The sequence below is a fragment of the Streptomyces sp. NPDC101166 genome (assembly GCF_044768125.1).
Taxonomy (GTDB): Bacteria; Actinomycetota; Actinomycetes; order Streptomycetales; family Streptomycetaceae; genus Streptomyces.
Genome location: NZ_JBIWPF010000014.1, coordinates 117,672 through 140,772, shown reverse-complemented (window position 1 = coordinate 140,772; position 23,101 = coordinate 117,672). Strand labels below are relative to the sequence as shown.

The window sequence follows — 23,101 nt, the reverse complement described above, 5'->3', positions numbered from 1 at the left end:
CTATTCCGATGTTTCGCCACACTAACGAATCCTTGACCTTCTCTTGACCCTCGCCCGGCGCGGAAGGGGACGGTCCTGCCGGGCGGCCCGCGGACGCGCCCCGGCGTCGCGTCCTGCGGCTTCCCGGGCGTGGTCCGGGGTGCCCGTTAGGGTGGCAGGCGTGTCCAACGCAGGCCCTGACTTCGATTCCCCGCACCCCCGCCCTTCCCGCAAGCGCCGGGCGTCGGCCGTGGCGCTCGCCGTCGTCGCGGCCGGGGCGCTGCTGGGGTGGGGGGCGTACGCGACACTGGGCGGGCCGGAGGACGGCGGGCCCGGCCGGGGGAAGAGCACGGCGCCGAGCGGGCGGACCGCCCCGTCCGACGGGACTTCCGCGAACGGCGGGATCGGCGCCGGCGCGCATTCCGGATCGGGTTCGGGGCCAGGGTCGGCTTCGGGGTCCGCGGAAGCCTCGCTCAAGGGCAAGGTCGTCGTCATCGACCCCGGGCACAATCCCGCCAACCACCGGCACACCGCGGAGATCAACCGCAAGGTGGACATCGGCACCAACCGCAAGGAGTGCGACACCACCGGCACCTCCACCAACTCCGGTTACAGCGAGGCCGCGTTCACGCTGGACGTGGCGCACCGGCTGCGCGCCCTGCTGCAACAGCGCGGCGCCACCGTGAAGCTGACGCAGGACGGGGACCGGCCGTACGGGCCGTGTGTGGACGAGCGGGCCCGGATCGGGAACGCGGCGCACGCCGACGCGGTCGTCTCGATCCACGCCGACGGCTCCGGAAGCGGCAACCGCGGCTACCACGTGATCCTTCCGGGCGAGGTGCGCTCGGGCGGCGCCGACACCCGTGCCATCGTGGGCCCTTCGCGCGAGCTGGGGCGGCTGGTCTCCGCCGACTTCGGCCGGGCCACGGGCACCGCGCCCTCCAACTACATCGGCGACGGCGACGGCATCGTCACGCGTAAGGACCTGGGCGGTCTCAATCTGTCAACGGTTCCCAAGGTGTTCATCGAGTGCGGCAACATGCGCGATACCAAGGACGCGGCGCTGCTGACCAGCGGTGCCTGGCGGCAGAAAGCGGCGCAGGGGATCTCTGAGGGAATCGTGAGTTTCCTGCGCGGGTAGCGGTCGGCGCGCTGATCCCGGCGGACAGCCTGATCGTGCGGACGATAATGTCGTCCCTCTACCGAGCCAGTATCGACGACGAGACGACTGACGAAGGACCTGAAGTGAATATCCGCTCCCTCACTAGAGGCGACGGCGTGGTGATCGGCGCAGCGGTGCTGCTGTTCATCTCGTCGTTCCTCGCCTACTACTCCGTCTCGGTCACCGGCTACTCGAGCAGCCAGAACTCCTGGGAGAGCCTGGGAACGGGCCTGGGCACGTACATGGGGGCCGTCATCGGCGCCGCCCTGATCGTCCTGAACCGTGTCATGCCGCAGCAGCGCAAGGTGCTCGGGCTGGACCTCGGCATGGTCGGCACGGGCTTCGCGCTGCTGTCCGCCTGGACGTTCTTCTGGTCCCTGGTCGGCGTCCCCGACAGCGTCGACGCCGGAGCCGGTCTCATCCTCGGCTTCATCGCCGCCCTCGTCCTGGCCGGCGCGGCCGTCGCCACCCCTCTGGTCCCCGCCCTCCAGGGCGCGCTGATCCCCGCGCCGAAGCCGGCGGCCCCGCAGCCCTACGGCGCGCAGCCGCCCGCCGGTTACGGCTACCCGGGCGCGCAGCAGTCGCCGTTCGGCGGTCAGACGCCGCCGCAGGGCCAGCAGCAGGGTCAGCCGGCGTTCGGCGGCCCGCAGGGCCCGGCGCAGTCCCCGGCCGCCGACTTCTCGCCGTTCTGGTTCGCCGTGCCGGTGCCGCGTCCGCTGTACGCGGAGGACGGCGCGCCGACGCCGATCGCCGAACTGGCTCCGGGCACCTGGTACTTGGCCGTCGAGCAGGGAGCGCAGGGCCTGATCGCGCAGACCCAGGACGGCCGCCGCGGCGTGCTCCGCGACACCTCGGGGATCCAGCGCGGCTGACCGCGAACGGCTCCCGCGCACCGCGACGCACGGCCCCTCGCCCTTCCGGGCGGGGGGCCGTTGCCGTACAGTCGCCTCTCACCCGTCGTCTGACGTACCGTCAGGAGGCAGTGATGCGGCTCGGTCTGGCGCTCGGCTACTGGGGGCGCGGTCCCTCCTCCGGTCATGTGGAGCTGGCCCTGGAGGCGGAGCGGCTCGGCTACGACTCCGTGTGGACGGCGGAGTCGTGGGGCTCGGACGCCTTCACCCCGCTCACCTGGATCGCGGCCCGCACGTCGCGGATCAAGCTGGGTACGGCCGTCGCGCAGATGGCGGCCCGTTCGCCGACCACGACCGCGATGCACGCGCTCACCCTGGACCACCTCTCCGGGGGGCGGATGCTGCTGGGGCTCGGCCTGTCGGGCCCGCAGGTCGTCGAGGGCTGGTACGGCCGCCCGTTCCCGAGTTCGCCGCTGACCGCGACCCGCGAGTACGTCGACGTCGTACGGCAGGTACTCGCCCGGCGCGGGCCCGTGGAGGCGGCCGGCCGGTTCCACTCCCACCCCTACCGGGGCCCGGACGCGACCGGACTGGGCAAGCCGCTGAAGCCGATCACCCACCCCCTGCGCGCCGACCTGCCGGTGCTGCTGGGTGCGGAGGGCCCCAAGAACGTGGCCCAGACCATCCGTATCGCCGACGGCTGGCTGCCTCTGTACTGGTCGCCCGACCGCCCCGAGGCGTACGGGCCGGCGGTGGCGGAGCTGCCGGAGGGTTTCCGGGTCGCGCCCCTGGTCAGGGCGCTGGTCTGCGACGACGTCGCCGAGGGGCTGCTCCCCGTCAAGGCGATGCTCGGTTTCTACATCGGCGGCATGGGCCACGCCACCCGCAACTTCCACGCCGACCTCATGGCCCGCATGGGCTACGAGGAGGAGGCCCGGCGCATCCAGGAGCTGTTCCTGGCGGGGCGGCGCGAGGAGGCCGTCCTGACCGTCCCCGACGCGTTCGCCGACGAGATCTCCCTGGTCGGCCCGCGCGAACGGATCGCCGAGCGGCTGGAGACGTGGCGCAAGGGCCCGGTGACGGACCTGCTGGTGGTGGCCCCGGACCCGCCCACTTTGCGCGCGCTGGCCGAACTCAACTCCTGAGGGCCGGGTTTCATGCCGGTGCGGGCGGCAAACCGAAGTACATGTCTCCCAGATATCGCAACGGCGCGAATCAGGCCGGCACGGTCATCGCGGTCGTGGCCGACGTGATGGCCCTCATCCTGGGCCTGTGGATTCTCATGTACCTGCTGGGCGCCAACCAGGGCAACGAGTTCGTGCAGTTCGTGCACGACGTGGCCCGCTGGCTGGCCGGCTGGTCCCACGACCTGTTCACCTTCGACGAGGCCTGGGCGCGGGTGGTCGCGGGCTACGGCCTGGCAGCGGTCGTGTACCTGTTCGTGGGCCACGCGATCGCCAACCGGGTCCAGCGCCACTGAGGACGGCCACCCGGCGGCAGGGACCCCGCGCCGGTCAGGGCGCGGGGCGGCCGCTAACCGCAGCAGTCCGGGTCCAGCCCCGTCGGCAGCCGCTCGCCGCCGAACACCGCGCAGGTGGCCTCGTGGCCGCCCAGCGCGGCGACGGCCAGCAGCAGCGACCCCGCCGTCCAGGTGGTCAACTCCTCGGGCCAGACGGCCCGGTCCTCGAAGACGAACCCCGTCCAGTACAGGCCCGACTCCGCGTCCCGCAGATGCTGGATCGACTGGAGGATCTCCAGCGCCCGGTCGGACTCGCCCATCGCCCACAGCGCGAGGGCGAGTTCGGCCGACTCACCGCCCGTCACCCACGGGTTGGGCACGACGCACCGCACACCGAGGCCGGGCACGACGAACCGCTCCCAGTCCGCCTCGATACGGGACTTGGCCTCCGCACCGGTCAACGCCCCGCCCAGCACCGGGTAGTACCAGTCCATGGAGTAGCGCCCCTTGTCCAGGAACCGCTCCGGATGCAGCCGGATGGCGTGCCGCAGCGCACCGGCCGCCAACTCCCAGTCGGGCTGCGGCTCTTCGCGCTGCTCGGCGATGGCGAGGGCGCACCGAAGCGCGTGGTGGACGGAGGACGACCCGGTCAGCAGCGCGTCCGCGGTCGCCGTGCCGTCGTCGTCGCGCCGCCAGCCGATCTGCCCGCCCGGCTGCTGGAGATCCAGCACGTACTCGACGGCGGCGTAGACGGCCGGCCACATGCGGTCCAGGAACGTGTCGTCGCCGGTGGACAGGTAGTGGTGCCACACGCCGACGGCTATGTAGGCGACGAAGTTGCTCTCCCGGCCCCGGTCGGTGACGTCGGCGAAGTCGCCGTCGGCGTAGGCGGCGTACCAGGAGCCGTCCTCGTTCTGGTGCCGGGCGAGCCAGTCGTAGGCCCGCTCGGCTGCCTCGTGCTCACCGGCCGCGTCGAGGGCCATGGCGGCCTCGGTGTGGTCCCAGGGGTCGAGGTGGTGGCCCCGGAACCACGGGATCGCACCGTCCTCCCGCTGCTCGGCGAGGATGCCGCGGACGGTCGCGGCGGCCTGCCCGGCGGTCAGGACCCCGGGCAGGACGAGGTGTTCTGTCCGGGGAGTGGTCACCGCGCGTCCACCGCCGGGAGGTGGGGCTTGGTCGCGTAGGCCACGAAGCTCTTGCCGATGAGCGGGTTCAGCGCCTGCTCGGCGACCCGGGTGGCCAGCGGCTTCTTCATGATGTCCCAGACCAGCAGCTTGTGGTACGCGCGCACGGGCAGCGCCTTGTCGTTGTCGACGCCGAACGCGCACTTGAGCCACCAGTACGGCGAGTGCAGCGCGTGCGCGTGGTGGGTGCCGTACGGCTTCAGCCCCGCCTCGCGGATCTTCTGGAGGAGTTCGTCCGCCTTGTAGATGCGGATGTGACCGCCCTCGACCTCGTGGTAGGCGTCGGACAGCGTCCAGCAGACCTTCTCGGGCCCGTAGCGCGGGACGGTGATCGCTATGCGGCCGCCGGGCTTGAGGACCCGGACCATCTCGGCGAGCACGCCCTTGTCGTCGGGGATGTGCTCCATCACCTCGGAGATGATGACGACGTCGAAGGACTCGTCGGGGAACGGCAGCGCGAGCGCGTCGCCCTCCATGGCGGTGGCGGTGGCGCCCTGGGGGGCCTCGCCGGCCTCCTTCATCGCCGCGAACCACTTGGCGACCTCGCGGATCTCCTCGGCGTTCTGGTCCAGCGCCACGACCTGCGCGCCGCGCCGGTAGCACTCGAAGGCGTGCCGGCCCGCCCCGCAGCCGAGGTCCAGGACTCGGTCGCCCGGGGCGAGCGGGAACCGGGAGAAGTCGACGGTCAGCACGTGGCCCTGCTTTCGCGATCGGATACAACGTCAACAGCTTCGGCGGCGGTGGCACGGCCCGCGCCGGCCGCGCGGACCGCCGCCGTCGGGTCGAGGGCGGCGGAGCGCGGTGGACGCCCGCCTGCGGCGCGCTCGACGGCCTCGCGGTAGCGGACCACCGTCCCCTCGGCGGCCCGCGCCCAGGTGAACCGTTCCAGCACGCGCGCGCGGCCGGCCGCGCCGAGGCGGGCCCGCAGCGCGGAGTCGCCGAGGAGCCGGCTCAGGGCGGCGGCCAGCGCGCCGGAGTCGCCCGGCGCGACCGCCAGGCAGGTCTCGCCGTCGCGCCCGGCGACCTCGGGGATCGCTCCGCCGGTGGTGGCGACGAGCGGCGTCCCGGTCGCCATGGCCTCGGCCGCCGGCAGGGAGAACCCCTCGTACAGGGACGGCACGCAGGCGGCCTCGGCCGAGCGGACCAGGTCGACGAGTTCGGCGTCGGAGATGCCCTTGACGAACTCGACGGCGCTTTCGAGGCCGTAGCGCTCGACGGCTTGGGCGACGGGCCCCTCCTCGGGGCGCTTGCCGACGACGACGAGGTGGGCGTGCGGGTGTTCGGCGCGAACCTTGGCCAGCGCCTCGACGAGGAAGACCAGGCCCTTGAGCGGCACGTCCGCGCTGGAGGTGGTCACGATCCGGCCGGGGACGACGGGCACGGACGGGTCCGGGGAGAACAGGTCGGTGTCGGCGCCGATGTGCACGACGTGGATGCGCTCGCCGCGGACGCCGAGGTGGTCGGCTATCTCCTGACGGGAGGTGCCGGAGACGGTGAGCACGGACGGCAGCCGGCGCGCGACGCGCTTCTGCATCCTGGTGAACGCGTACCAGCGGCGCACGGACAAACGCCGCTGCAGGCCCTCGGCGGCGTCGAGCTCCAACTGCCGGTCGACGGTGATGGGGTGGTGGATCGTGGTGACGAGCGGCGCGCCGACGTCGCCCAACAGCCCGTACCCGAGCGTCTGGTTGTCGTGCACGACGTCGAACTCGCCGCGCCGGGCGCGCAGGTGACGGCGGGCCCGCAGGGAGAAGGTCAGCGGCTCGGGGAAGCCGCCGGTCCACATGGTGGCGACCTCCAGCGCGTCGATCCAGTCGCGGTACTCGTCGCGCCCGGGGGTGCGGAAGGGGTCCGGCTGGCGGTAGAGGTCGAGGCTGGGCAGCTCGGTCAGGGAGAGCCGGCCGGCGTGCTCCTCGCCGAGGACGTCGAGGGCGTCGAGCACCGGGTAGGGCTGGGAGCCGATGACCTCGACGCGGTGGCCGAGGCGGACCAGTTCGCGCGAGAGGTGGCGGACATAGACGCCCTGGCCGCCGCAGAACGGGTTTCCTTTATAGGTGAGGAGCGCGATGTCGAGCGGTCGCCCGCCGTCCGCGGCGAGGGCCGGTGCGGGCCCCGCCTGACTGGCCTCAGCGGTCACTCCGGGGCCCCCTTCTGCCTGCACTGTCCCGCGAGACTACGTCGGGACGCTAATCTAGAACAAGTTTCAGACTTGATCGTTCGGGAGGCTCTGAATCTACCGGCAGGTAAGGACCCTGGGAGCAGTGGATCAGGTGATTCACACCACGACCGGAGGCCCTGGTTCTGCTGTGTGATCACAGCCTTCACCGACTGTCACGGAACGGGACCAGCACCATGCCTGCGGAAGCCAGCACCCAGCGCCACTCCTCCCCCCACGGCTCCGCTCGCCCGGGCGAGCCCCCCTCCCCGCCGCTGACGGAGCGACAGGAGGCCCGCCGCCGGCGCATCCTGCACGCGAGCGCGCAGCTGGCCAGCCGGGGCGGGTTCGACGCGGTGCAGATGCGGGAGGTCGCGGAGTCCTCCCAGGTCGCCCTGGGCACCCTCTACCGCTACTTCCCCTCCAAGGTGCACCTGCTGGTCGCCACCATGCAGGACCAGCTGGAACGCATGCACGGCACCCTGCGCAAGAAGCCCCCGGGGGGCGACACCCCGGCGCAGCGGGTCGCGGAGACCCTGATGCGGGCCTTCCGCGCCCTCCAGCGTGAGCCCCATCTGGCCGACGCGATGGTCCGCGCCCTCACCTTCGCCGACCGCAGCGTCTCCCCCGAGGTGGACCAGGTCTCCCGCCAGACCACGGCGATCATCCTCGACGCGATGGGCCTCGCCCGCCCCACCCCCGAGCAGCTCTCCGCCGTCCGGGTCATCGAGCACACCTGGCACTCGGCCCTGATCACCTGGCTCTCGGGCCGGGCCTCCATCGCCCAGGTGCGCATCGACATCGAAACGGTGTGCCGGTTGATCGACCTGCCCGAGGTCATGGGCCCGGCCGCGGAGAACGGGGACTAGCACCCTCGCCGCAGGAGGTGCGGGCACACGAAAGGACCTACGAGACGGGTTCCCTTCGCCGGTATGAACCGGATCAGGTGCTGGGGGTCGCCGTCCGGCCCTACTGCTGCCGTTCGGCCTCTCAGCCCTACCGTCGATGTCGGCCCCAGCGGATGCCTCGGCGAATGCCTCGGCGTCACGCCCGAGTCGGCTACTCCGGTCGGACTCCCTCACTCGTCCCGTAGGCCAATAACAGGATAGAACTCCCGGACAGGAATGAAACCCCCCGAAGCGGACTTTTTACTCTTCGGGCGGGAACACCGCCTCCCCGCTCTCCCGCAGCGTGATCGCGATGGCCTCCACGGGGCAGTTCTCGGCCGCCTCCAGCACCCGCTCGTTCGCGTCCGGGTCCGGGTCGACCGGGTGGGACTGCCGGGCGGTGTCCAGCCGGAAGCCGCCCGGCGCGTGGTGGAGGCACTGGGCGGAGCCGATGCACAGGGAGCGGTCGACCTCGACGTGCCAGCGGTCGCCCGCGCCCACGCTCGAATCCGCTCTCGCGGCGGGGGCGCCCATCGCCTCAGCCCTCCCAGCCGGCCGGCAGGTGGATCATCTTGTGCTCCAGGTACTCGCCGTACCCCTCGGGTCCGAACTCGCGCCCCAGCCCGGAGTTCTTGTAGCCGCCGAACGGGCCGAGCATGTCCAGGCTGAAGGTGTTCACCGAGTACGTGCCGGTACGGACCCGGCGCGCGACCTCGATGCCGTGTTCGACGTCGGCCGTCCACACGCTGCCGCTGAGCCCGTAGTCGGAGTCGTTGGCGATCTTCAGGGCCTCGGACTCGTCCCCGTAGGGGAGAAGGCAGATGACCGGGCCGAAGATCTCCTCGCGGGCGATGCGCATCGTGTTGTCGACGTCGCCGAAGAGGGTGGGCTCGACGTACCAGCCGCGGTCCAGGCCGGGCGGTCGGCCGCCACCCGTGAGGACCTTCGCGCCCTCCTCCTGGCCGATGCGGATGTAGTCGAGGTTGCGCTGCTGCTGGCGGCGCGCGACCAGCGGGCCGACCTGGGTCGCCGGGTCGAGCGGGTCGCCGACGACGAGGGCGCTCGCGGCCGCGGCGAAGGCGTCCGCGAACTCGTCGTAGCGCGAGCGCGGGAGGAGGATGCGGGTCTGTGCGACGCAGGCCTGGCCGTTGTTCATCCAGGCCGCGGAGACGATTCCGGGGACGGCGGTGGCGAGGTCCGCGTCGGGCAGGACGACCGCCGCCGACTTGCCGCCGAGCTCCAGGGTGACGCGGGTGAGATTGCGGGCGGCGACCTCCATCACGCGCCGGCCGGCCGCCACCGACCCGGTGAAGGACACCTTGTCCACGCCGGGGTGCCCGACGAGGTACTCGCTCACCTCGCGGTCGGCGGGGAGGATCGACAGCACGCCCTCCGGCAGCCCGGCCTCCCGGGTGATCTCGGCCAGCAGATAGGCGTCGAGCGGCGACTCGGGGGACGGCTTCAGCACCGCCGTGCAGCCGGCGAGCAGCGCGGGCGCCAGCTTGGCGGCGGCCACGAACTGCGGGACGTTCCAGGGGACGACGGCGGCGACGACGCCCACCGGCTCCCGGCGCACGAGGATCTTCCCCAGCACGCCGTCGCGCCGCTCCTCGTGGGGGAAGTCCCGCGCGACGGTGATCGCCGCGTCCCACACCATCATCGCGCCGAGCGCCTGGGCGAGGACGCTCCAGGAGTACGGGGAGCCGTTCTCGGAGGAGATCACGCGGGCGATCTCGTCGTGGCGGGCGGCGATCCCGTCCTTGATGCGGGAGACGACCGCGATCCGCTCGTCGAGGGACATCCGGGGCCAGGGGCCCTCGTCGAAGGCCCGCCGCGCCGCCGCGACCGCCCGGTCCACGTCCGCCCGCGAGGCGTGCGGGACCCGCCCGATGACCTCCTCCGTGTGCGGGGAGATCACCTCGATGACGTCCTCGCCGAGCGGGTCGGTCAACTCCCCGCCGATGAACAGCTGTCGGTGTTCCAGGAACTCGGCCATGGCGACTGCCTTCGTTTCTGACGGTGTTTCAGAAACTGATACCAGTTCCGGTTGAAGGAGTCCACGGGGCTGAGCAGCGCCTTCCCGACGATCAAGGACGCGGGGCCCGTCGAGGGCGGACCGTGACCACCCTGATGCCAATCTGTGCCGCAGACCACAGCGGGCGGCGGCCGCGCGGGCCCATACTGAACCATGACAAAGTCTGCGGCACCGAAGCGTCACCTGCCCACCAGCCCCTTCAGGGCCCCGGTCGTTCCGGCCCCCAAGCACTTCGCCATGGGCGACCAGGTCACCCACGACGTGCACGGCCTCGGCCGGGTGATCGGCCTCGAGGACGGAATCGCGGCCCTCGTGGACTTCGGCTCCGAGCAGCGGCGCATTCTGAGCCCGTACACCAAGATGACCAAGCTCTGAGACCGCCGCCGCACCCGGCTCACACGCACATCCATCCGGATCGCGCACCGACCCACCACCACGTCGGTCGACTTGGGCACCCATTGGAACCGGTTCTAGTTATAGTGGGCCGTGGCCGTGGGACGGAGGGTGCGATGCGCAGCAGCCAGGGCGGTCGGAATCCGGGGGCGCCGTCGACGAGGGATCACGGCGGGGGTGTCCGCTCCCTTCAAGTGCCCATTCCTGACAACCCCTTGGGCCACACCCTCGTGTACGTCGTCGACACCGACCGAGGTCCGGTGCTGGTCGACACCGGCTGGGACGACCCCTCCTCGTGGGACGCCCTCACCGCCGGGCTGGGCGCCTGCGGCACCTCCGTCGGCGAGCTGTACGGGGTCGTCATCACCCACCACCATCCCGACCACCACGGCCTGTCCGGGCGGGTGCGGGAAGCGTCCGGCGCGTGGGTGGCGATGCACGCGGCCGACGCCTCGATCGTGCGCCGGACCCGCTCGACGCGCCCCGAGCGCTGGTTCACCTACATGACGGACAAGCTGGAGGCCGCGGGAGCCCCGGAGGAGCATGTGGCGCCCCTGCGCAGCTCCTCCCGCCGCACCCTGCCCGGCCTGCGTCCCGCCCTGCCCGACCGGGAGATCGTCCCCGGCGAGCTCCTCGACCTGCCCGGCCGCCGCCTGCGCGCGATCTGGACCCCGGGCCACACCCCCGGCCATGTCTGCCTCCACCTGGAGGAGGAGCACCCCGCACGGCTTCCGGGGAAGGGGCGGCTGTTCTCCGGCGACCATCTGCTCCCCGAGATCACCCCGCACATCGGCCTGTACGAGGACCCCGACGACGCCACGGTCACCGATCCCCTCGGCGACTACCTCGACTCCCTGGAACGCGTCGGCCGCCTCGCCCCCGCCGAGATCCTCCCCGCCCACCAGCACGCCTTCACCGACGCACCGTCCCGGGTGAGGGAGTTGCTGACCCACCACGAGGACCGCCTCACCGGCCTCCTGACCCTCCTCGCCGAACCCCTCACCCCCTGGCAGCTCGCCGAACGCATGGAGTGGAACCGGCCCTGGGAGCAGATCCCCCACGGGTCGCGGAACATCGCGGTCTCGGAGGCCGAGGCCCATCTGCGACGCCTGGTGAAGCAGGGCCGCGCGGAACCCGTCACGGGCAGCGACCCGGTGACGTACGCGGCGGTGTGAGGGGCGCCTTCAGGGAGCCAGGGAGGCCAGGGAGGCCAGGGAGCGGACCAACGAGCCTGCTGCACCCAGCAGTTCGATCTCCTCGGCGCGCATCGTCGGGTTGTCCGCCCGTCGCCGCGACGCCTCCGTCAGCCCTTCCTCCGTGAGATCGGACGGGTCGACGAGCAGCGCGCCCAGCATCGCGCGCGCCGGGGCCGCGATCGGCTCGGCGGAGACGGCGACCTGGGCGAGGATCACCGCCGACATCCCCCAGTCCAGCGCCGGGTCGCCCTCCCGCGCGGTGGACCAGTCGATGACCCGGGGGCCGTCGCCGGTCAGGATCACGTTGTCGGGGTGCAGATCCAGATGCAGGACGCGGGCGCCCGCAGTGCGCGGGGCCGGGACGCCGTGCAGCTCGCGCAGCAGCCGCGCGAGGATCGCTCCCGCCTCCTGCGCGCCCAACTCCCCCGCCGCGAAAGCCTGGAGCATCGTCGGGCCGTCCAACCGCTCCATCACCAGGTCCCGCTTCCCCGAGTCGGCGGCCCGCACGGCCGGCGCCGGGAACTCGTGGGCGCGCACGTGCGCCATGATCTCCGCCTCGGCCGCCGCGTCCCCGTACCCCGCGCGCTCCCGGCGCAGCACCCACGCCGCGTCGATCTCGTACACGTCGGCCGTACGGCCCGAGCCGAGCAGTCGGCCCGGCGCGCCCCCCGTGGTCCTCATCGCCCCGCCCTCTCGCCCGTCCGTGTCGCCCCCACCCGCCCGGCGGCCGTCACCGGCCGAGACACCTGCCCGCGACAGCCACCCCGCGGGGGCATTCGTACCGCCGAGTACAGTAGCCGCGTCGTCATCACACCCGTACGGGGGAAAGCCGGTGTAAATCCGGCGCTGACCCCGCAACCGTGAACCGTCCCGGACGCAAGTCGCACGCGGGGGCCGGTGAGCCGGATCGCCTCGGACGGGCAAGTGAGGCTCGCGTGCGTCGGCGTCCCGCCGGCGTGCGGCACCGTCGAGGTTCACGGAGCCGAGCCGCCGGGATGTCCCGCGCTGCCCGGCTCCCCACAGGGAGAGGCAACCCGCCGACCATGAACGTCCGCCGCAGCGCCGCGGTCCTGGCCGCCGCCACCGCACTGACGTGCGCCGCCACGCCCGCCATGGCCGCGTCCCCCTCGCCGTCCCCGACGCCGGTGATCCCGTCCGGCCTGTACGGCGACGCCGACCCGACGTACGACGGCGTCTGGCGGCAGTCGCTCGCGCTGCTCGCCCAGGACACCGTGGGTGTGCGGCCCGCGGACAAGGCAGTGGACTGGCTGACCGGCCAGCAATGCGCCACCGGCGCCTTCGCCGCGTTCCGCGCCGACCCCGCGAAGCCGTGCGACGCCAAGCTGATGGTCGACAGCAACAGCACGGCCGCCGCCGTCCAGGCCCTCGCCGCGCTCGGCGGGCACGACACGGAGGTGGACAAGGCCGTCGGCTGGCTGAAGTCGGCGCAGAACGCCGACGGCGGCTGGGGCTACGCCCCCGGCGGCGCGAGCGACGCCAACTCCACCTCCGTCGTCATCGGCGCGCTGACGGCGGCCGGCGAGAAGCCCGCCGAGGTCGTCAAGGGCGGCCACTCCCCCTACGACGCCCTGCTGAAGCTCGCGCTCCCCTGTGACGCGGGCGGCGCCTTCGCCTACCAGCCCGACAAGCAGGGCAAGCTGACCGCCAACGCGGACGCGACGGCCGCCGGCGTCCTCGGCGCACTCGGCCTGGGCATGGCCCCCGGAGCCGGCCGGAAGAGCGACGCCGTCTGCGCCGGGACGGGCCGCGCGAGTGCGCAGCAGGCCGCGGCGAGCGGGGCGGCGTACCTGGCGAAGTCCGTCGCCAAGGACAACCACCTGATGTCCGTGCTCCCCGGCGCCGAGAACCAGCCGGACTACGGCAACACCGCCGACGCGGTCGTCGCCCTCGCCGCCCAGGGCGGCGCGGAGCAGGCGGAGAAGCCTCTCGCCTGGCTCGAGAAGAACTCCGCCGCCTGGGCGAAGCAGAGCGGTCCCGCCGCCTATGCCCAGCTGATCTTCGCCGCCCACGCAACGGGCAGCGACCCGCGCGTCTTCGGCGGCACGGACCTGGTCGCCGCCCTGAACGCGACGGGCCCGGCGCCGCAGCCTGCCGAGAACAGCGGGAAGACGGCGACGGACGAACCGGGCGACAAGGCCGAGGACGACGCGAAGGGCGAGGACTCCGACGACGGCTACGGCGTGTTGTGGACCGTCGGCGTCTTCCTCGTCGCCGGCATCGGCATCGGCTTCCTGATCAGCGGCCGCCGGAAGCAGCGGCCGTGATACGGCGCTGCGCCGCCCTCGTGGCGGCCGCGCTGCTGTGGAGCCTGGCCGGTTCCGGGCCGGCCCAGGCCGCCGGCTACCGCTACTGGTCCTTCTGGGAGCGCACCGGCGACCGGTGGACCTACGCCACCCAGGGCCCCTCCACCGCCCGCCCCGCCGACGGCGACGTCCAGGGCTTCCGCTTCGCCGTCAGCGCGGACTCGGCGGACGCCTCCCGGCCGCGCGGGACGGCGTCCTTCGCGGCGATCTGCGCCACGACGCCTCCGCGCGACGGCGCCAAGCGGGTGGCGCTGGTCGTCGACTTCGGCACGCCGGCGGACGCCCCTTCCGGGGAAACCCCGCCGCACCCCCGAACGGCCTGTGCCCGCGTCCCGGGGGACGCCTCGACGGCGGAAGCCCTGGCCGCGGTCGCCAAGCCCCTGCGCTACGACGCCAACGCCCTGCTCTGCGCGATCACCGGCTACCCGAGGACGGGCTGCGGGGAGCAGGTGACCGCCCGCGGGACCAGCCCCGCCCCCTCGGGGAAGCCCGTTCAGGACAAGGGCCCGTCCCTGGGCCTGTACGCGGGGGGCGCCCTCATAGCCGCCCTGGCGGGCGCGGCGGTGTGGCAGTCCCGGCGGCGCGGGCATGCGTAGCGGCGGCGTTCCGCAGCGCCGGGACGAGCGGCCCCCGGCCCCGGGGTCCACTCCCCGGCAGCGAACCCCCGCTCAACTCCACCCCGGCGCCTGGTGGTCGTGGTCCCTGGCCCTCGGCACCGCGGCCACCCGCACCACCAACCCGCTCCTCCTCGCCCTCCTGCTCACCACCTCCGCCTATGTCGTCCTCACCTGCCGCCCCCAGACCCCCTGGTCCCGCAGCTACTCCGCGTTCCTGCACCTGGCCCTCGCCGTTCTGCTCATCCGGCTCCTCTTCGTCGTCGCCCTCGGCTCCCCCGTCCCGGGCACGCACGTGATCGTCACCCTGCCCGAAGTCCCGCTGCCCGACTGGGCCCAGGGCATCCGCCTCGGCGGCAGGGTCACCGCCGAGGGTGTGCTCTTCGCGCTGTACGACGGACTGCGTCTGGCCGCGCTCCTGATCTGCGTGGGCGCGGCGAACGCCCTCGCCGGCCCGTCCCGCCTGCTGAAGTCCCTGCCCGGCGCGCTGTACGAGGCGGGGGTCGCCGCCGTCGTGGCGCTCACCTTCGCCCCGCATCTCATCGCCGACGTCCAGCGCCTGCGCTCCGCACGCCGGTTGCGCGGCCGGCCGGACAGCGGTCTGCGCGGCCTGCTGCAGGTGGCGCTGCCCGTCCTCGAAGGCGCCCTGGAGCGCTCCGTCGCCCTCGCCGCCGCGATGGACGCCCGCGGCTACGGCCGTACCGCCGAGGTCCCCGCCGCCGTCCGCCGCACGACCACCGCCCTCACCCTGGGCGGCCTGCTCGGGGTGTGCGCGGGGACGTACGGTCTGCTGACGGCCGTCGGCGGGGTGTACGGCCTCCCTCTTCTGCTCGCCGGTCTCGTCGCCGCCCTGGCCGGTCTCCGCCTCGGCGGCCGCCGTTCCCCCCGTACGCGCTACCGCCCCGACCGCTGGACCCCGCGCGCGTGTCTGGTCGCCGGGTCCGGGGCGGCCGTCGCCGCGCTCCTCTTCGCGGCCGCCGCCACGGACCCGGAGGGCCTGCGTCCGGGCGTGGTGCCGCTGACCGCGCCCACCCTGCCGCTGTGGCCGGCGGCGGCGGTCCTCGTCGGCCTCCTCCCCGCCTTCCTCGCCCCCGCACCACGCCAGGAGCAACCGTCGTGATCCGCTTCGAGAACGTCTCCGTGACGTACGACGGAGCCCCCGAACCCACCCTGCGGGACGTCGACTTCACCGTGCCCGAGGGTGAACTCGTGCTGCTGGCGGGCCCGTCGGGAGTCGGCAAGTCGACGCTGCTGGGCACGGTGAGCGGTCTGGTCCCGCACTTCACCGGCGGCACGCTGAGCGGCCGGGTCACGGTCGCCGGCCGCGACACCCGCACCCACAAGCCGCGTGAGCTGTCCGACGTCGTCGGCACGGTGGGCCAGGATCCGCTCGCCCACTTCGTGACCGACACCGTGGAGGAGGAACTCGCCTACGGCATGGAGTCGTTGGGCCTCCCGCCGGCCGTGATGCGCCGCCGTGTCGAGGAGACCCTCGACCTGCTCGGTCTGGCCGCCCTGCGCGACCGCCCCCTGGCGACCCTCTCCGGCGGCCAGCGGCAGCGGGTCGCGATCGGCTCGGTCCTCACCCCGCACCCGAGCGTCCTCGTCCTGGACGAGCCGACCTCCGCGCTCGACCCGGCCGCCGCCGAGGAGGTCCTCGCCGTCCTCCTGCGCCTCGTCCACGACCTCGGCACGACGGTGCTGCTGGCGGAACACCGACTGGAACGCGTCCTGCAGTACGCCGACCAGGTCGCCCTGCTGCCCGCCCCCGGCGCGGCCCCCGTCCTGGGCGCGCCGGCGGAGATCATGGCCGTGTCCCCGGTGTTCCCGCCGGTGGTGGGCCTCGGCCGGCTGGCCGGCTGGTCCCCGCTCCCCCTGACGGTCCGCGACGCCCGCCGCCGCGCCCTCGGCCTGCGTGAACGCCTCGCGGACCGGGAACCGGAAGGCACGGCGGCCGGGACGGCCCCCGAGGGGCCCGAGCCGCCACCGCGCCGGTCCCCTTCGGCGCCGCCGTGGTGGCGCCGGCGCAAGCCCGCCGACGCTCCCCTGCCCGCGGGCGCTCCCGCCGAGGTCGTAGGCCTCGCCGTCCGCCGTGGCCGGGTGCAGGCGCTCCGTCACGTGGATCTCGCCATCGCCCCGGGCGAGACCGTCGCCCTCATGGGCCGCAACGGCGCCGGGAAGTCCACGTTGCTCAGCGCCCTCGTCGGCCTGGTCGAGCCGTCCGCGGGGACGGTGCGGGCCGGCGGCGCGGTCCCGCACCGCACCGCGCCCCGCGATCTCGTGCGCCGCGTCGGCCTGGTCCCGCAGGAGCCGCGTGACCTCCTCTACGCCGAGACGGTCGCCGCCGAGTGCGCGGCGGCCGACCGGGACGCGCAGGCCGCCCCCGGCACCTGCCGCGCCCTGGTCTGCGGGCTGCTGCCGGGCATCGCGGACGACGCCCACCCCCGCGATCTCTCCGAGGGGCAGCGCCTCACCCTCGCGCTCGCGGTCGTCCTCACCGCCCGGCCGCCCCTGCTCCTCCTGGACGAGCCGACCCGCGGCCTGGACTATGCGGCCAAGGCCCGCCTGGTCGCCGTGCTGAAGGAGTCGGCGGCGGCCGGTCACGCGATCGTGCTGGCCACGCACGACGTGGAGCTCGCCGCCGAGCTGGCGCACCGGGTGGTGCTGCTGGCGGAGGGCGAGGTGATCGCGGACGGTCCGACGGCGGAGGTGGTGGTCTCCTCGCCGTCCTTCGCCCCGCAGGTGACGAAGGTGCTGGCCCCGCAGCCGTGGCTCACGGTGACGCAGGTGCGGGAGGCGCTCAGGTGACCCGGCAGGCCCGCGCGGTCCGGCTGGGCCCGCGTTCCCTTCTCGCGCTGGTGCTCGTCAGCGCCGTCGGCGCCGTCGCGTTCACCTGGCCCTTCCTGGCCCCGCCGGACTCCACGGTGAACGCCCACGCCCAGGACGCGCCGTGGCTGTTCGCGGGCCTGCTGGCGCTGCTGGTCGCGGTGGTCGCGGCGACGATCTCGGAGTCGGGGCTCGGCGCGAAGGCCGTCGCGATGCTGGGAGTGCTGGCGGCGACGGGCGCCGCGCTGCGTCCCATCGGCGCGGGCACGGCGGGCATCGAGCCGATGTTCTTCCTGATGGTGCTGAGCGGCCGGGTCCTCGGGCCGGGCTTCGGCTTCGTCCTCGGCTCGGTGACGATGTTCGCGTCGGCGCTGCTCACGGGCGGGGTCGGGCCGTGGATGCCGTTCCAGATGCTGGCGATGGGCTGGTTCACGATGGGCGCGGGCCTGCTCCCTGGCCGGGACGGGCTGCGCGGGCGCGCGGAGCTCGCGCTGCTCGCCGGCTACGGCTTCCTGGCGGCCTTCGCCTACGGCACGGCGATGAACATGCAGGGCTGGCCCTTCCTGGGCGCGGGCACCACGACCATCGCGTTCGACCCGGCGGCCTCCGTCGCGGAGAACCTGGCCTCCTTCGCCGCCTACTGCCTGGCGACGTCCCTCGGCTGGGATCTCGGCCGCGCGATCGTCACCGTCGTCCTGACCGTGACCCTCGGTCCGGCGGTGCTCAGGGCGCTGCGGAGGGCCACCCGGCGGGCCGCGTTCGAGACCGCGGTCACATTCGAGGACCGGGGGCCGGTGAACCGGCCCACATGACGCGGATCACCTACGATCCTCTTTAGTCGGACATACCGGATGCCATGCACACGCAGAGACCGTTTCCGACCTGCACAGGGAGCGCCGCACCTCCACCACGGGGGCACACCCACATGCGGCCACCACTAGTAAAAGGGGTCATTGCGGGCACCTTCCGGGCCTGTTTCTCTGGATGACGTCGCACGGCGCCGACGAGCCTCCGGGCCTCGGCGCCGACGCGTGCCGGTCGCCGCTCACCCACGGTTCCGCCGCCGGCCGCGACGCCGTCAGTCCCCGAAGAAGAAGGTTCTCCGTGCCCGTCTCCGTCATCCGCCGCATCGCCTCCCCGAAGAAGACCCTCACCGCCGTCGCCGTGGCCGCCGCCACCGCCGGCATGGCCCTGACCGCGGCGCCGGCCCAGGCGGCCCCCGCCGCGCCCTCGGCCGCCGAGGCCCAGGCGATCGCGCACAAGATGATCCCGGACGCCGCGCAGTTCGACGCGTTCAGCAAGATCGTCCAGCACGAGAGCAACTGGGACGTCGACGCCACCAACTCCTCCTCCGGCGCCTACGGCCTCGTCCAGGCCCTCCCCGGCTCCAAGATGTCCTCGGCCGGCTCCGACTGGAAGACCAACGCCGAGACCCAGATCAAGTGGGGCCTGGACTACATGAACTCCCGCTACGGCAGCCCGGTCGGCGCGTGGTCCTTCTGGCAGGCCAACGGCTGGTACTGAGCCACCCGGACAAAGCGACGGCACCCGCCGGGCGAACCGGACGCAAGCGTCGGCCCCACCCCGGCACCGACCCTGCGGCAGCCCGCCACACACGGACGCCGGGCGCACGGAACCACCGCACGCGCCCGTCCCGCACCGGCGGCACAGCCGCACTGACGGACCGGCGCAAGCGCCACCCGCACGCCCCCGCGCGGCACCCCTGAGCGGCGGCGGCCCCCTGATCCCCCGGGGCCGCCGCCTTCCGCGTTTCCCGGCCCGCTCCGCCGCGCGCTCCCGCCCCGCCCTCGCCCGCCCATGGTCCACTGGAGCGATGACCACCGAGCAGCCCCGGTCCGCCACGGGCGAGGATCCCGAAGCCCGCGGCCTGCGCCTGGTCGTCGTGCTGCTCGCGCTCACCGGGGTGAGCGGTCTGATCGACGCGGTGAGCTACCTCGGCCTCGGGCACGTCTTCACCGCGAACATGACCGGCAACGTCGTCATCCTCGGCTTCGCCGCCGCCGGCGCACCCGGTTTCTCGGTCCACCACTCGGCGACCTCGCTGGCCTGCTTCCTGCTGGGCGCGGTGATCGGGGGCCGCGTCGCCAGGCGCGCCGGGGACGGCTCCCGTCGCGCCTTCGCGCGCTGGACGCTGGGCGTGGAGGCGGTCCTCCTCGGCGCAGCGTCCGCCGTGGCGTTCACCGCGCCGCAGGGGGCGACCGGCACGACGTACGCGCTCATCGCGACGACCGCCTTCGCGATGGGCCTGCGCAACGCGACCGTCCGCGAACTGAACGTGCCGGCCCTGACCACGACCACCGTCGTGACGATGACCCTGACGGGCCTGGCCGCCGAGTCCCACGTCGCCGGCGGCAGCGGCGGCCGCACCCGGCGTCGCACGGCGGCGGTCTCCGCGCTGTTCGCCGGGGCGGTGCTGGGCGCGTGGCTGGTGCTCCACCACGGCATGGGCGTCCCGCTGCTGCTGGCGTCCCTGGCGTCGGCGGCGCTCGCGGTGACGGCGTCGGGCAGGGACTGAGCCGAACCCGGGCCCTTTCGGGGGCGTCACCCCAGGGTGACCGGCAACTCCTTCACCCCGTTGATCCAGGCGGACCGCAGCCGCCGTGGATCGCCGACCAGTCGCAGCCCCGGCATGGCGTCGGCGATGGCGTTGAAGATCAGGTCGATCTCCAGCACCGCCAGCGACTTGCCCAGGCAGAAGTGCGGCCCGCCCCCGCCGAAGCCCAGGTGGGGGTTGGGGTCTCGGGTGACGTCGAACTCCTCGGGCCGGTCGAACACCTCGGGGTCATGGTTGGCGGAGGCGTAGAAGAGCCCGACCCGCTCCCCCTTCCTGATCGTCTGCCCGCCGAGTTCGGTGTCCTGGGTGGCGGTGCGCTGGAAGGCGAAGACGGGTGTGGCCCAGCGCACGATCTCCTCGGCGGCGGTGGAGGGCCGCTGCCGCTTGTAGAGCTCCCACTGCTCGGGGTGCGTGAGGAAGGCGTGCATGCCGTGGGTGATGGCGTTGCGGGTGGTCTCGTTGCCTGCGACGGCGAGCATCAGCACGAAGAAGCCGAACTCGTCGGAGTTGAGGTTGCCCTGGTCCTCGGCTGCCACGAGGGTGCTGACGATGTCGTGCGCCGGGCACTGCTTCCGGTCGGCGGCCATGGTCATGGCGTACGAGATGAGTTCGGCGGCGGACTGCGCGCCGACCTCCTCGGTGATCGCGTATTCGGGGTCGTCGTAGGCGATCATCTTGTTGGACCAGTCGAAGATCTTGGTCCGGTCGCCCTGGGGGATGCCGATCAGTTCCGCGATGGCCTGGAGGGGCAGTTCGCAGGCGACGGAGGCGACGAAGTCGAAGGGGCCCTCGAGTTCGCGGGCGGCGGCGACGATGTCGGCCGCCCGGTTCCGCAGCCGCTGCTCCAGCGCGCGGATCGACCGTGGCGTGAACCCGCGTTGCACGATCTGCCGCACCCTGGTGTGCTCGGGGGGGTCCATGTTCAGCAGGATGAGCCGCTGCGCGTCGATGGAGTCACGCCGGATGTGCTCGTTGAAACGGATGATGGCGGTGTTGACGGTGGACGAGAAGAGCTCGGGGTGGGTGGAGACGTACCGGACGTCGGCGTGGCGGGTCACCGCCCAGTAACCCTCGTCCTGGAAGCCGGCCACGTTCGCCGACTGGGGGATCCAGCGGACCGGTTCGGCCCGGCGCAACTCGGCCAACTCTGGCAGGGGAACGCGGTGTTGCAGCAGGTCGGGGTCGGTGAAGTCGAACCCGTCGGGAAGCGCTGGACAGTGCATGGGCAGCTCCAGCCGTCGGACCGGTCATCTGACGGTTCATCAGAAACAGGGTGCGGAGACGGTAGTTCAGGGCCCTGAAGCTTGCAAGACCCTTGCGGTGACGTACGTCACGTCCGCAGACTGCACAGAGCAGAACTAGAACACGTACTAGTTCCGGGAGGATCCGCACCCATGGCTGCCGAACCCGTGATCGTGGAAGCCGTCCGCACCCCCATCGGCAAGCGCGGCGGCGCGCTCGCCAATCTTCACCCCGCCTACCTCCTCGGCGAGACCTACCGCGAACTCCTCGGCCGCACCGGCATCCCCGCCGACGCCGTGGAGCAGATCGTCGGCGGCACCGTGACCCACGCCGGCGAGCAGTCCATGAACCCCGCCCGCACGGCCTGGCTGACGATGGGCCTGCCCTACGAGACGGCGGCCACGACGGTCGACTGCCAGTGCGGCTCCTCGCAGCAGGCGTCGCACATGACGGCCAACATGATCGCGGCGGGCGTCATCGACGTGGGGATCTCCTGCGGGGTGGAGGCGATGTCGCGCGTGCCGCTCGGCTCGGGCTCGAAGCACGGCCCGGGCAAGCCGTTCCCCGACGAGTGGAACGTCGACCTGCCGAACCAGTTCGAGGCGGCGGAACGTATCGCCCGGCACCGTGGGCTGAGCCGCGACGACGTCGACGCGCTGGGCCTGCTCAGCCAGACGCGAGCCGCGAACGCCTGGTCGGAGGAGCGCTTCAAGCGCGAGACCTTCGCGGTCCAGGTCCCCACGACGGAGGAGGAGCAGGCCGCCGGCCAGGGCATGTGGCGACTGGTCGACCGCGACGAGGGCCTGCGCGACACCTCCCCGGAGGCCCTGGCCCGACTGAAGCCGATCATGCCGACGGCGGTGCACACGGCCGGCAACTCCTCCCAGATCTCCGACGGCGCGGCGGCGATCATGTGGGCGTCCAAACGGATGGCCCGCGCCCTGAAGCTGAAGCCCAGGGCGCGGATCGTGGCCCAGGCCCTGGTCGGTGCGGACCCCCACTTCCACCTGGACGGCCCCATCGACGCGACACGGGCGGTGCTCGGCAAGGCCGGCATGTCCCTGAAGGACATCGACATCGTCGAGATCAACGAGGCCTTCGCGTCCGTGGTGCTGTCCTGGACGAAGGTCTTCGATCAGGACATGTCGAAGGTCAACGTCAACGGCGGCGCGATAGCCCTGGGCCACCCGGTCGGAGCGACGGGCGCCCGCCTGATCACCACGGCCCTGAACGAACTGGAACGCACGGACAAGGAGTTCGCCCTCATCACGATGTGCGCGGGCGGCGGCCTGGCCACGGGGACGATCATCCAGCGGATGTGATGCCACGCCGGAAGTGGAACGGGGCGGGGCGGCCGGGTCGGCCGCCCCGCCCCGGCTCGTCCCGCGCCGCCGAACGGCTGACATCCGGGGGCGGCGGGACGGCTGGATCTCGATCACCCGGAACCCTGACGCGGTGTGAGGCGTTGACGGAGTCGTTAGGGTTCCTAAGTAGATGTCACGTGTCGAGTTCTCACGAGAGGCAGAGCAGCGCATGAGCGAGTCGCAGGTATGGGACGCCGTCGACGCCTACTTCACCGACCACCTCGCCCCGGACGACGAGGTCACCTCCGCGGCCCTGCGTGACAGCGACGCCGCCGAGCTGCCGCCGATCAGCGTCACGGCCGCGCAGGGCAAGCTGCTCCAGCTGCTCGCCGAGATCCAGGGGGCCCGCGCGATCCTGGAGATCGGCACCCTCGGCGGGTACAGCACGATCTGGCTGGCCCGCGCCCTGCCGGCCGACGGCCGGCTGATCTCCCTGGAGTACAACCCGAAGTACGCGGAGGTCGCCGCCCGCAACATCGCCCGCGCGGGCCTCGACAAGCAGGTCGAGGTGCGGGTCGGCCCGGCCCTGGAGTCACTGCCGCTGCTCGCCGACGAGAACCCGCCCCCGTTCGACCTGGTCTTCATCGACGCCGACAAGGTCAACAACCCCCACTACCTCGAATGGGCGCTGAAGTTGACCCGCGCGGGCAGTCTCATCGTCCTGGACAACGTGGTGCGCGGCGGCCGGGTCGTCGACGCGGCCAGCGACGCGGACGACGTCCGCGGGACCCGCGCCGCGATCGAACTCATCGGCTCGCACCCGAGGTTGAGCGGCACCGCGGTCCAGACGGTGGGGGCGAAGGGCTACGACGGGTTCGCGCTGGCCCGCGTGCTGGCGTAGCCCTGCCGGGGCTC

23 protein-coding genes and 2 riboswitches are annotated in these 23,101 nt (G+C 73.0%); of the genes, 16 read left to right on the top strand and 7 right to left on the bottom strand.

What is annotated here, in order from left to right:
- The first annotated feature begins 160 nt into the window (after nucleotides 1–160).
- From ACIRS4_RS24835 to ACIRS4_RS24820, 4 genes are all read left to right on the top strand, one after another.
- Nucleotides 161–1,120, top strand: a complete 960-nt coding sequence (locus ACIRS4_RS24835) for an N-acetylmuramoyl-L-alanine amidase (protein ID WP_404199837.1) — start codon at nucleotides 161–163, stop codon at nucleotides 1,118–1,120.
- A gap of 104 nt (nucleotides 1,121–1,224) precedes the next feature.
- Nucleotides 1,225–2,013 (top strand): hypothetical protein, encoded by a 789-nt coding sequence (locus ACIRS4_RS24830; protein WP_404199834.1) that lies wholly within the window; start codon nucleotides 1,225–1,227, stop codon nucleotides 2,011–2,013.
- 113 nt (nucleotides 2,014–2,126) lie between these two features.
- Nucleotides 2,127–3,137, top strand: a complete 1,011-nt coding sequence (locus ACIRS4_RS24825; protein ID WP_404199831.1) for an LLM class F420-dependent oxidoreductase — start codon at nucleotides 2,127–2,129, stop codon at nucleotides 3,135–3,137.
- 41 nt (nucleotides 3,138–3,178) lie between these two features.
- The gene (locus tag ACIRS4_RS24820; RefSeq protein ID WP_404199828.1) at nucleotides 3,179–3,472 is read left to right on the top strand and encodes a hypothetical protein; all 294 of its coding nucleotides are present in this window, start codon (nucleotides 3,179–3,181) and stop codon (nucleotides 3,470–3,472) included.
- 53 nt (nucleotides 3,473–3,525) lie between these two features.
- Here ACIRS4_RS24820 and ACIRS4_RS24815 read toward each other — a convergent pair whose 3' ends face one another.
- From ACIRS4_RS24815 to ACIRS4_RS24805, 3 genes are read right to left on the bottom strand one after another with little or no spacing between them, the layout of a single operon-like run.
- Nucleotides 3,526–4,596 carry a prenyltransferase/squalene oxidase repeat-containing protein gene (locus tag ACIRS4_RS24815; RefSeq protein WP_404199825.1) on the bottom strand — a complete coding sequence of 357 codons (1,071 nt, stop codon included), beginning with the start codon at nucleotides 4,594–4,596 and terminating at the stop codon, nucleotides 3,526–3,528.
- Nucleotides 4,593–5,327 carry a class I SAM-dependent methyltransferase gene (locus ACIRS4_RS24810; protein ID WP_404199823.1) on the bottom strand — a complete coding sequence of 245 codons (735 nt, stop codon included), beginning with the start codon at nucleotides 5,325–5,327 and terminating at the stop codon, nucleotides 4,593–4,595. Before ACIRS4_RS24810 ends, ACIRS4_RS24815 begins: the two co-directional genes overlap by 4 nt.
- Entirely contained in the window at nucleotides 5,321–6,772 is a 1,452-nt protein-coding gene (locus ACIRS4_RS24805) for a glycosyltransferase family 4 protein (RefSeq protein ID WP_404199820.1), read from the bottom strand. Before ACIRS4_RS24805 ends, ACIRS4_RS24810 begins: the two co-directional genes overlap by 7 nt.
- 215 nt (nucleotides 6,773–6,987) lie before the next feature.
- Between ACIRS4_RS24805 and ACIRS4_RS24800 the strand changes: the two genes are divergently transcribed.
- Nucleotides 6,988–7,659, top strand: coding sequence for a TetR family transcriptional regulator (locus tag ACIRS4_RS24800; RefSeq protein ID WP_404199817.1), 672 nt, complete (start codon nucleotides 6,988–6,990; stop codon nucleotides 7,657–7,659).
- A 33-nt stretch (nucleotides 7,660–7,692) separates the two neighbouring features.
- A riboswitch (TPP riboswitch) is annotated at nucleotides 7,693–7,816 on the bottom strand.
- A 122-nt stretch (nucleotides 7,817–7,938) separates the two neighbouring features.
- On the opposite strand, the gene ACIRS4_RS24795 is transcribed toward ACIRS4_RS24800, so the two are convergent.
- Both ACIRS4_RS24795 and ACIRS4_RS24790 read right to left on the bottom strand, forming a co-directional pair.
- Nucleotides 7,939–8,211: a ferredoxin gene (locus ACIRS4_RS24795; protein ID WP_358799873.1), complete on the bottom strand. Its 273-nt coding sequence runs from the start codon at nucleotides 8,209–8,211 to the stop codon at nucleotides 7,939–7,941.
- 4 nt (nucleotides 8,212–8,215) lie between these two features.
- Complete coding sequence (locus ACIRS4_RS24790) at nucleotides 8,216–9,673, bottom strand: aldehyde dehydrogenase (protein ID WP_404199813.1); 1,458 nt, start codon at nucleotides 9,671–9,673, stop codon at nucleotides 8,216–8,218.
- A gap of 192 nt (nucleotides 9,674–9,865) precedes the next feature.
- Between ACIRS4_RS24790 and ACIRS4_RS24785 the strand changes: the two genes are divergently transcribed.
- Nucleotides 9,866–10,087, top strand: a complete 222-nt coding sequence (locus tag ACIRS4_RS24785) for a hypothetical protein (RefSeq protein WP_404199810.1) — start codon at nucleotides 9,866–9,868, stop codon at nucleotides 10,085–10,087.
- 134 nt (nucleotides 10,088–10,221) lie between these two features.
- Complete coding sequence (locus ACIRS4_RS24780) at nucleotides 10,222–11,280, top strand: MBL fold metallo-hydrolase (protein ID WP_404199807.1); 1,059 nt, start codon at nucleotides 10,222–10,224, stop codon at nucleotides 11,278–11,280.
- A gap of 9 nt (nucleotides 11,281–11,289) precedes the next feature.
- Here ACIRS4_RS24780 and ACIRS4_RS24775 read toward each other — a convergent pair whose 3' ends face one another.
- A complete protein-coding gene (locus tag ACIRS4_RS24775; protein WP_404199804.1) occupies nucleotides 11,290–11,982 on the bottom strand; it encodes a phosphotransferase in 693 nt (230 codons plus the stop codon).
- A gap of 147 nt (nucleotides 11,983–12,129) precedes the next feature.
- A riboswitch (cobalamin riboswitch) is annotated at nucleotides 12,130–12,208 on the top strand.
- A gap of 136 nt (nucleotides 12,209–12,344) precedes the next feature.
- Here ACIRS4_RS24775 and ACIRS4_RS24770 point away from each other — a divergent pair.
- The 7 genes from ACIRS4_RS24770 (at nucleotide 12,345) to ACIRS4_RS24740 (ending at nucleotide 19,601) form a co-directional block, all read left to right on the top strand.
- On the top strand, nucleotides 12,345–13,586 hold the full coding sequence (locus tag ACIRS4_RS24770) for a prenyltransferase/squalene oxidase repeat-containing protein (RefSeq protein WP_404199801.1): 1,242 nt from the start codon (nucleotides 12,345–12,347) through the stop codon (nucleotides 13,584–13,586).
- Nucleotides 13,583–14,221 (top strand): SCO2322 family protein, encoded by a 639-nt coding sequence (locus ACIRS4_RS24765; protein ID WP_404199799.1) that lies wholly within the window; start codon nucleotides 13,583–13,585, stop codon nucleotides 14,219–14,221. The genes ACIRS4_RS24770 and ACIRS4_RS24765 overlap by 4 nt, the downstream gene beginning before the upstream one ends.
- Nucleotides 14,214–15,359 (top strand): energy-coupling factor transporter transmembrane component T, encoded by a 1,146-nt coding sequence (locus ACIRS4_RS24760; protein ID WP_404199796.1) that lies wholly within the window; start codon nucleotides 14,214–14,216, stop codon nucleotides 15,357–15,359. Before ACIRS4_RS24765 ends, ACIRS4_RS24760 begins: the two co-directional genes overlap by 8 nt.
- Nucleotides 15,356–17,047: an ABC transporter ATP-binding protein gene (locus ACIRS4_RS24755; protein WP_404199793.1), complete on the top strand. Its 1,692-nt coding sequence runs from the start codon at nucleotides 15,356–15,358 to the stop codon at nucleotides 17,045–17,047. The genes ACIRS4_RS24760 and ACIRS4_RS24755 overlap by 4 nt, the downstream gene beginning before the upstream one ends.
- Complete coding sequence (locus ACIRS4_RS24750; RefSeq protein WP_404199790.1) at nucleotides 17,008–17,877, top strand: ECF transporter S component; 870 nt, start codon at nucleotides 17,008–17,010, stop codon at nucleotides 17,875–17,877. Before ACIRS4_RS24755 ends, ACIRS4_RS24750 begins: the two co-directional genes overlap by 40 nt.
- Nucleotides 17,878–18,169: 292 nt before the next feature.
- Nucleotides 18,170–18,589, top strand: coding sequence for a transglycosylase SLT domain-containing protein (locus tag ACIRS4_RS24745; protein ID WP_404199787.1), 420 nt, complete (start codon nucleotides 18,170–18,172; stop codon nucleotides 18,587–18,589).
- Between the two features lie 310 nt (nucleotides 18,590–18,899).
- Nucleotides 18,900–19,601 carry a YoaK family protein gene (locus ACIRS4_RS24740; RefSeq protein WP_404199784.1) on the top strand — a complete coding sequence of 234 codons (702 nt, stop codon included), beginning with the start codon at nucleotides 18,900–18,902 and terminating at the stop codon, nucleotides 19,599–19,601.
- 26 nt (nucleotides 19,602–19,627) lie between these two features.
- On the opposite strand, the gene ACIRS4_RS24735 is transcribed toward ACIRS4_RS24740, so the two are convergent.
- Nucleotides 19,628–20,863 (bottom strand): cytochrome P450, encoded by a 1,236-nt coding sequence (locus ACIRS4_RS24735; RefSeq protein WP_404199781.1) that lies wholly within the window; start codon nucleotides 20,861–20,863, stop codon nucleotides 19,628–19,630.
- Nucleotides 20,864–21,034: 171 nt separating this feature from the next.
- On the opposite strand from ACIRS4_RS24735, the gene ACIRS4_RS24730 reads away from it, so the two are divergent.
- Both ACIRS4_RS24730 and ACIRS4_RS24725 read left to right on the top strand, forming a co-directional pair.
- Entirely contained in the window at nucleotides 21,035–22,204 is a 1,170-nt protein-coding gene (locus ACIRS4_RS24730) for a steroid 3-ketoacyl-CoA thiolase (RefSeq protein ID WP_404199778.1), read from the top strand.
- Between the two features lie 211 nt (nucleotides 22,205–22,415).
- Nucleotides 22,416–23,087, top strand: coding sequence for an O-methyltransferase (locus ACIRS4_RS24725; RefSeq protein WP_404199775.1), 672 nt, complete (start codon nucleotides 22,416–22,418; stop codon nucleotides 23,085–23,087).
- Nucleotides 23,088–23,101: the final 14 nt, after the last annotated feature.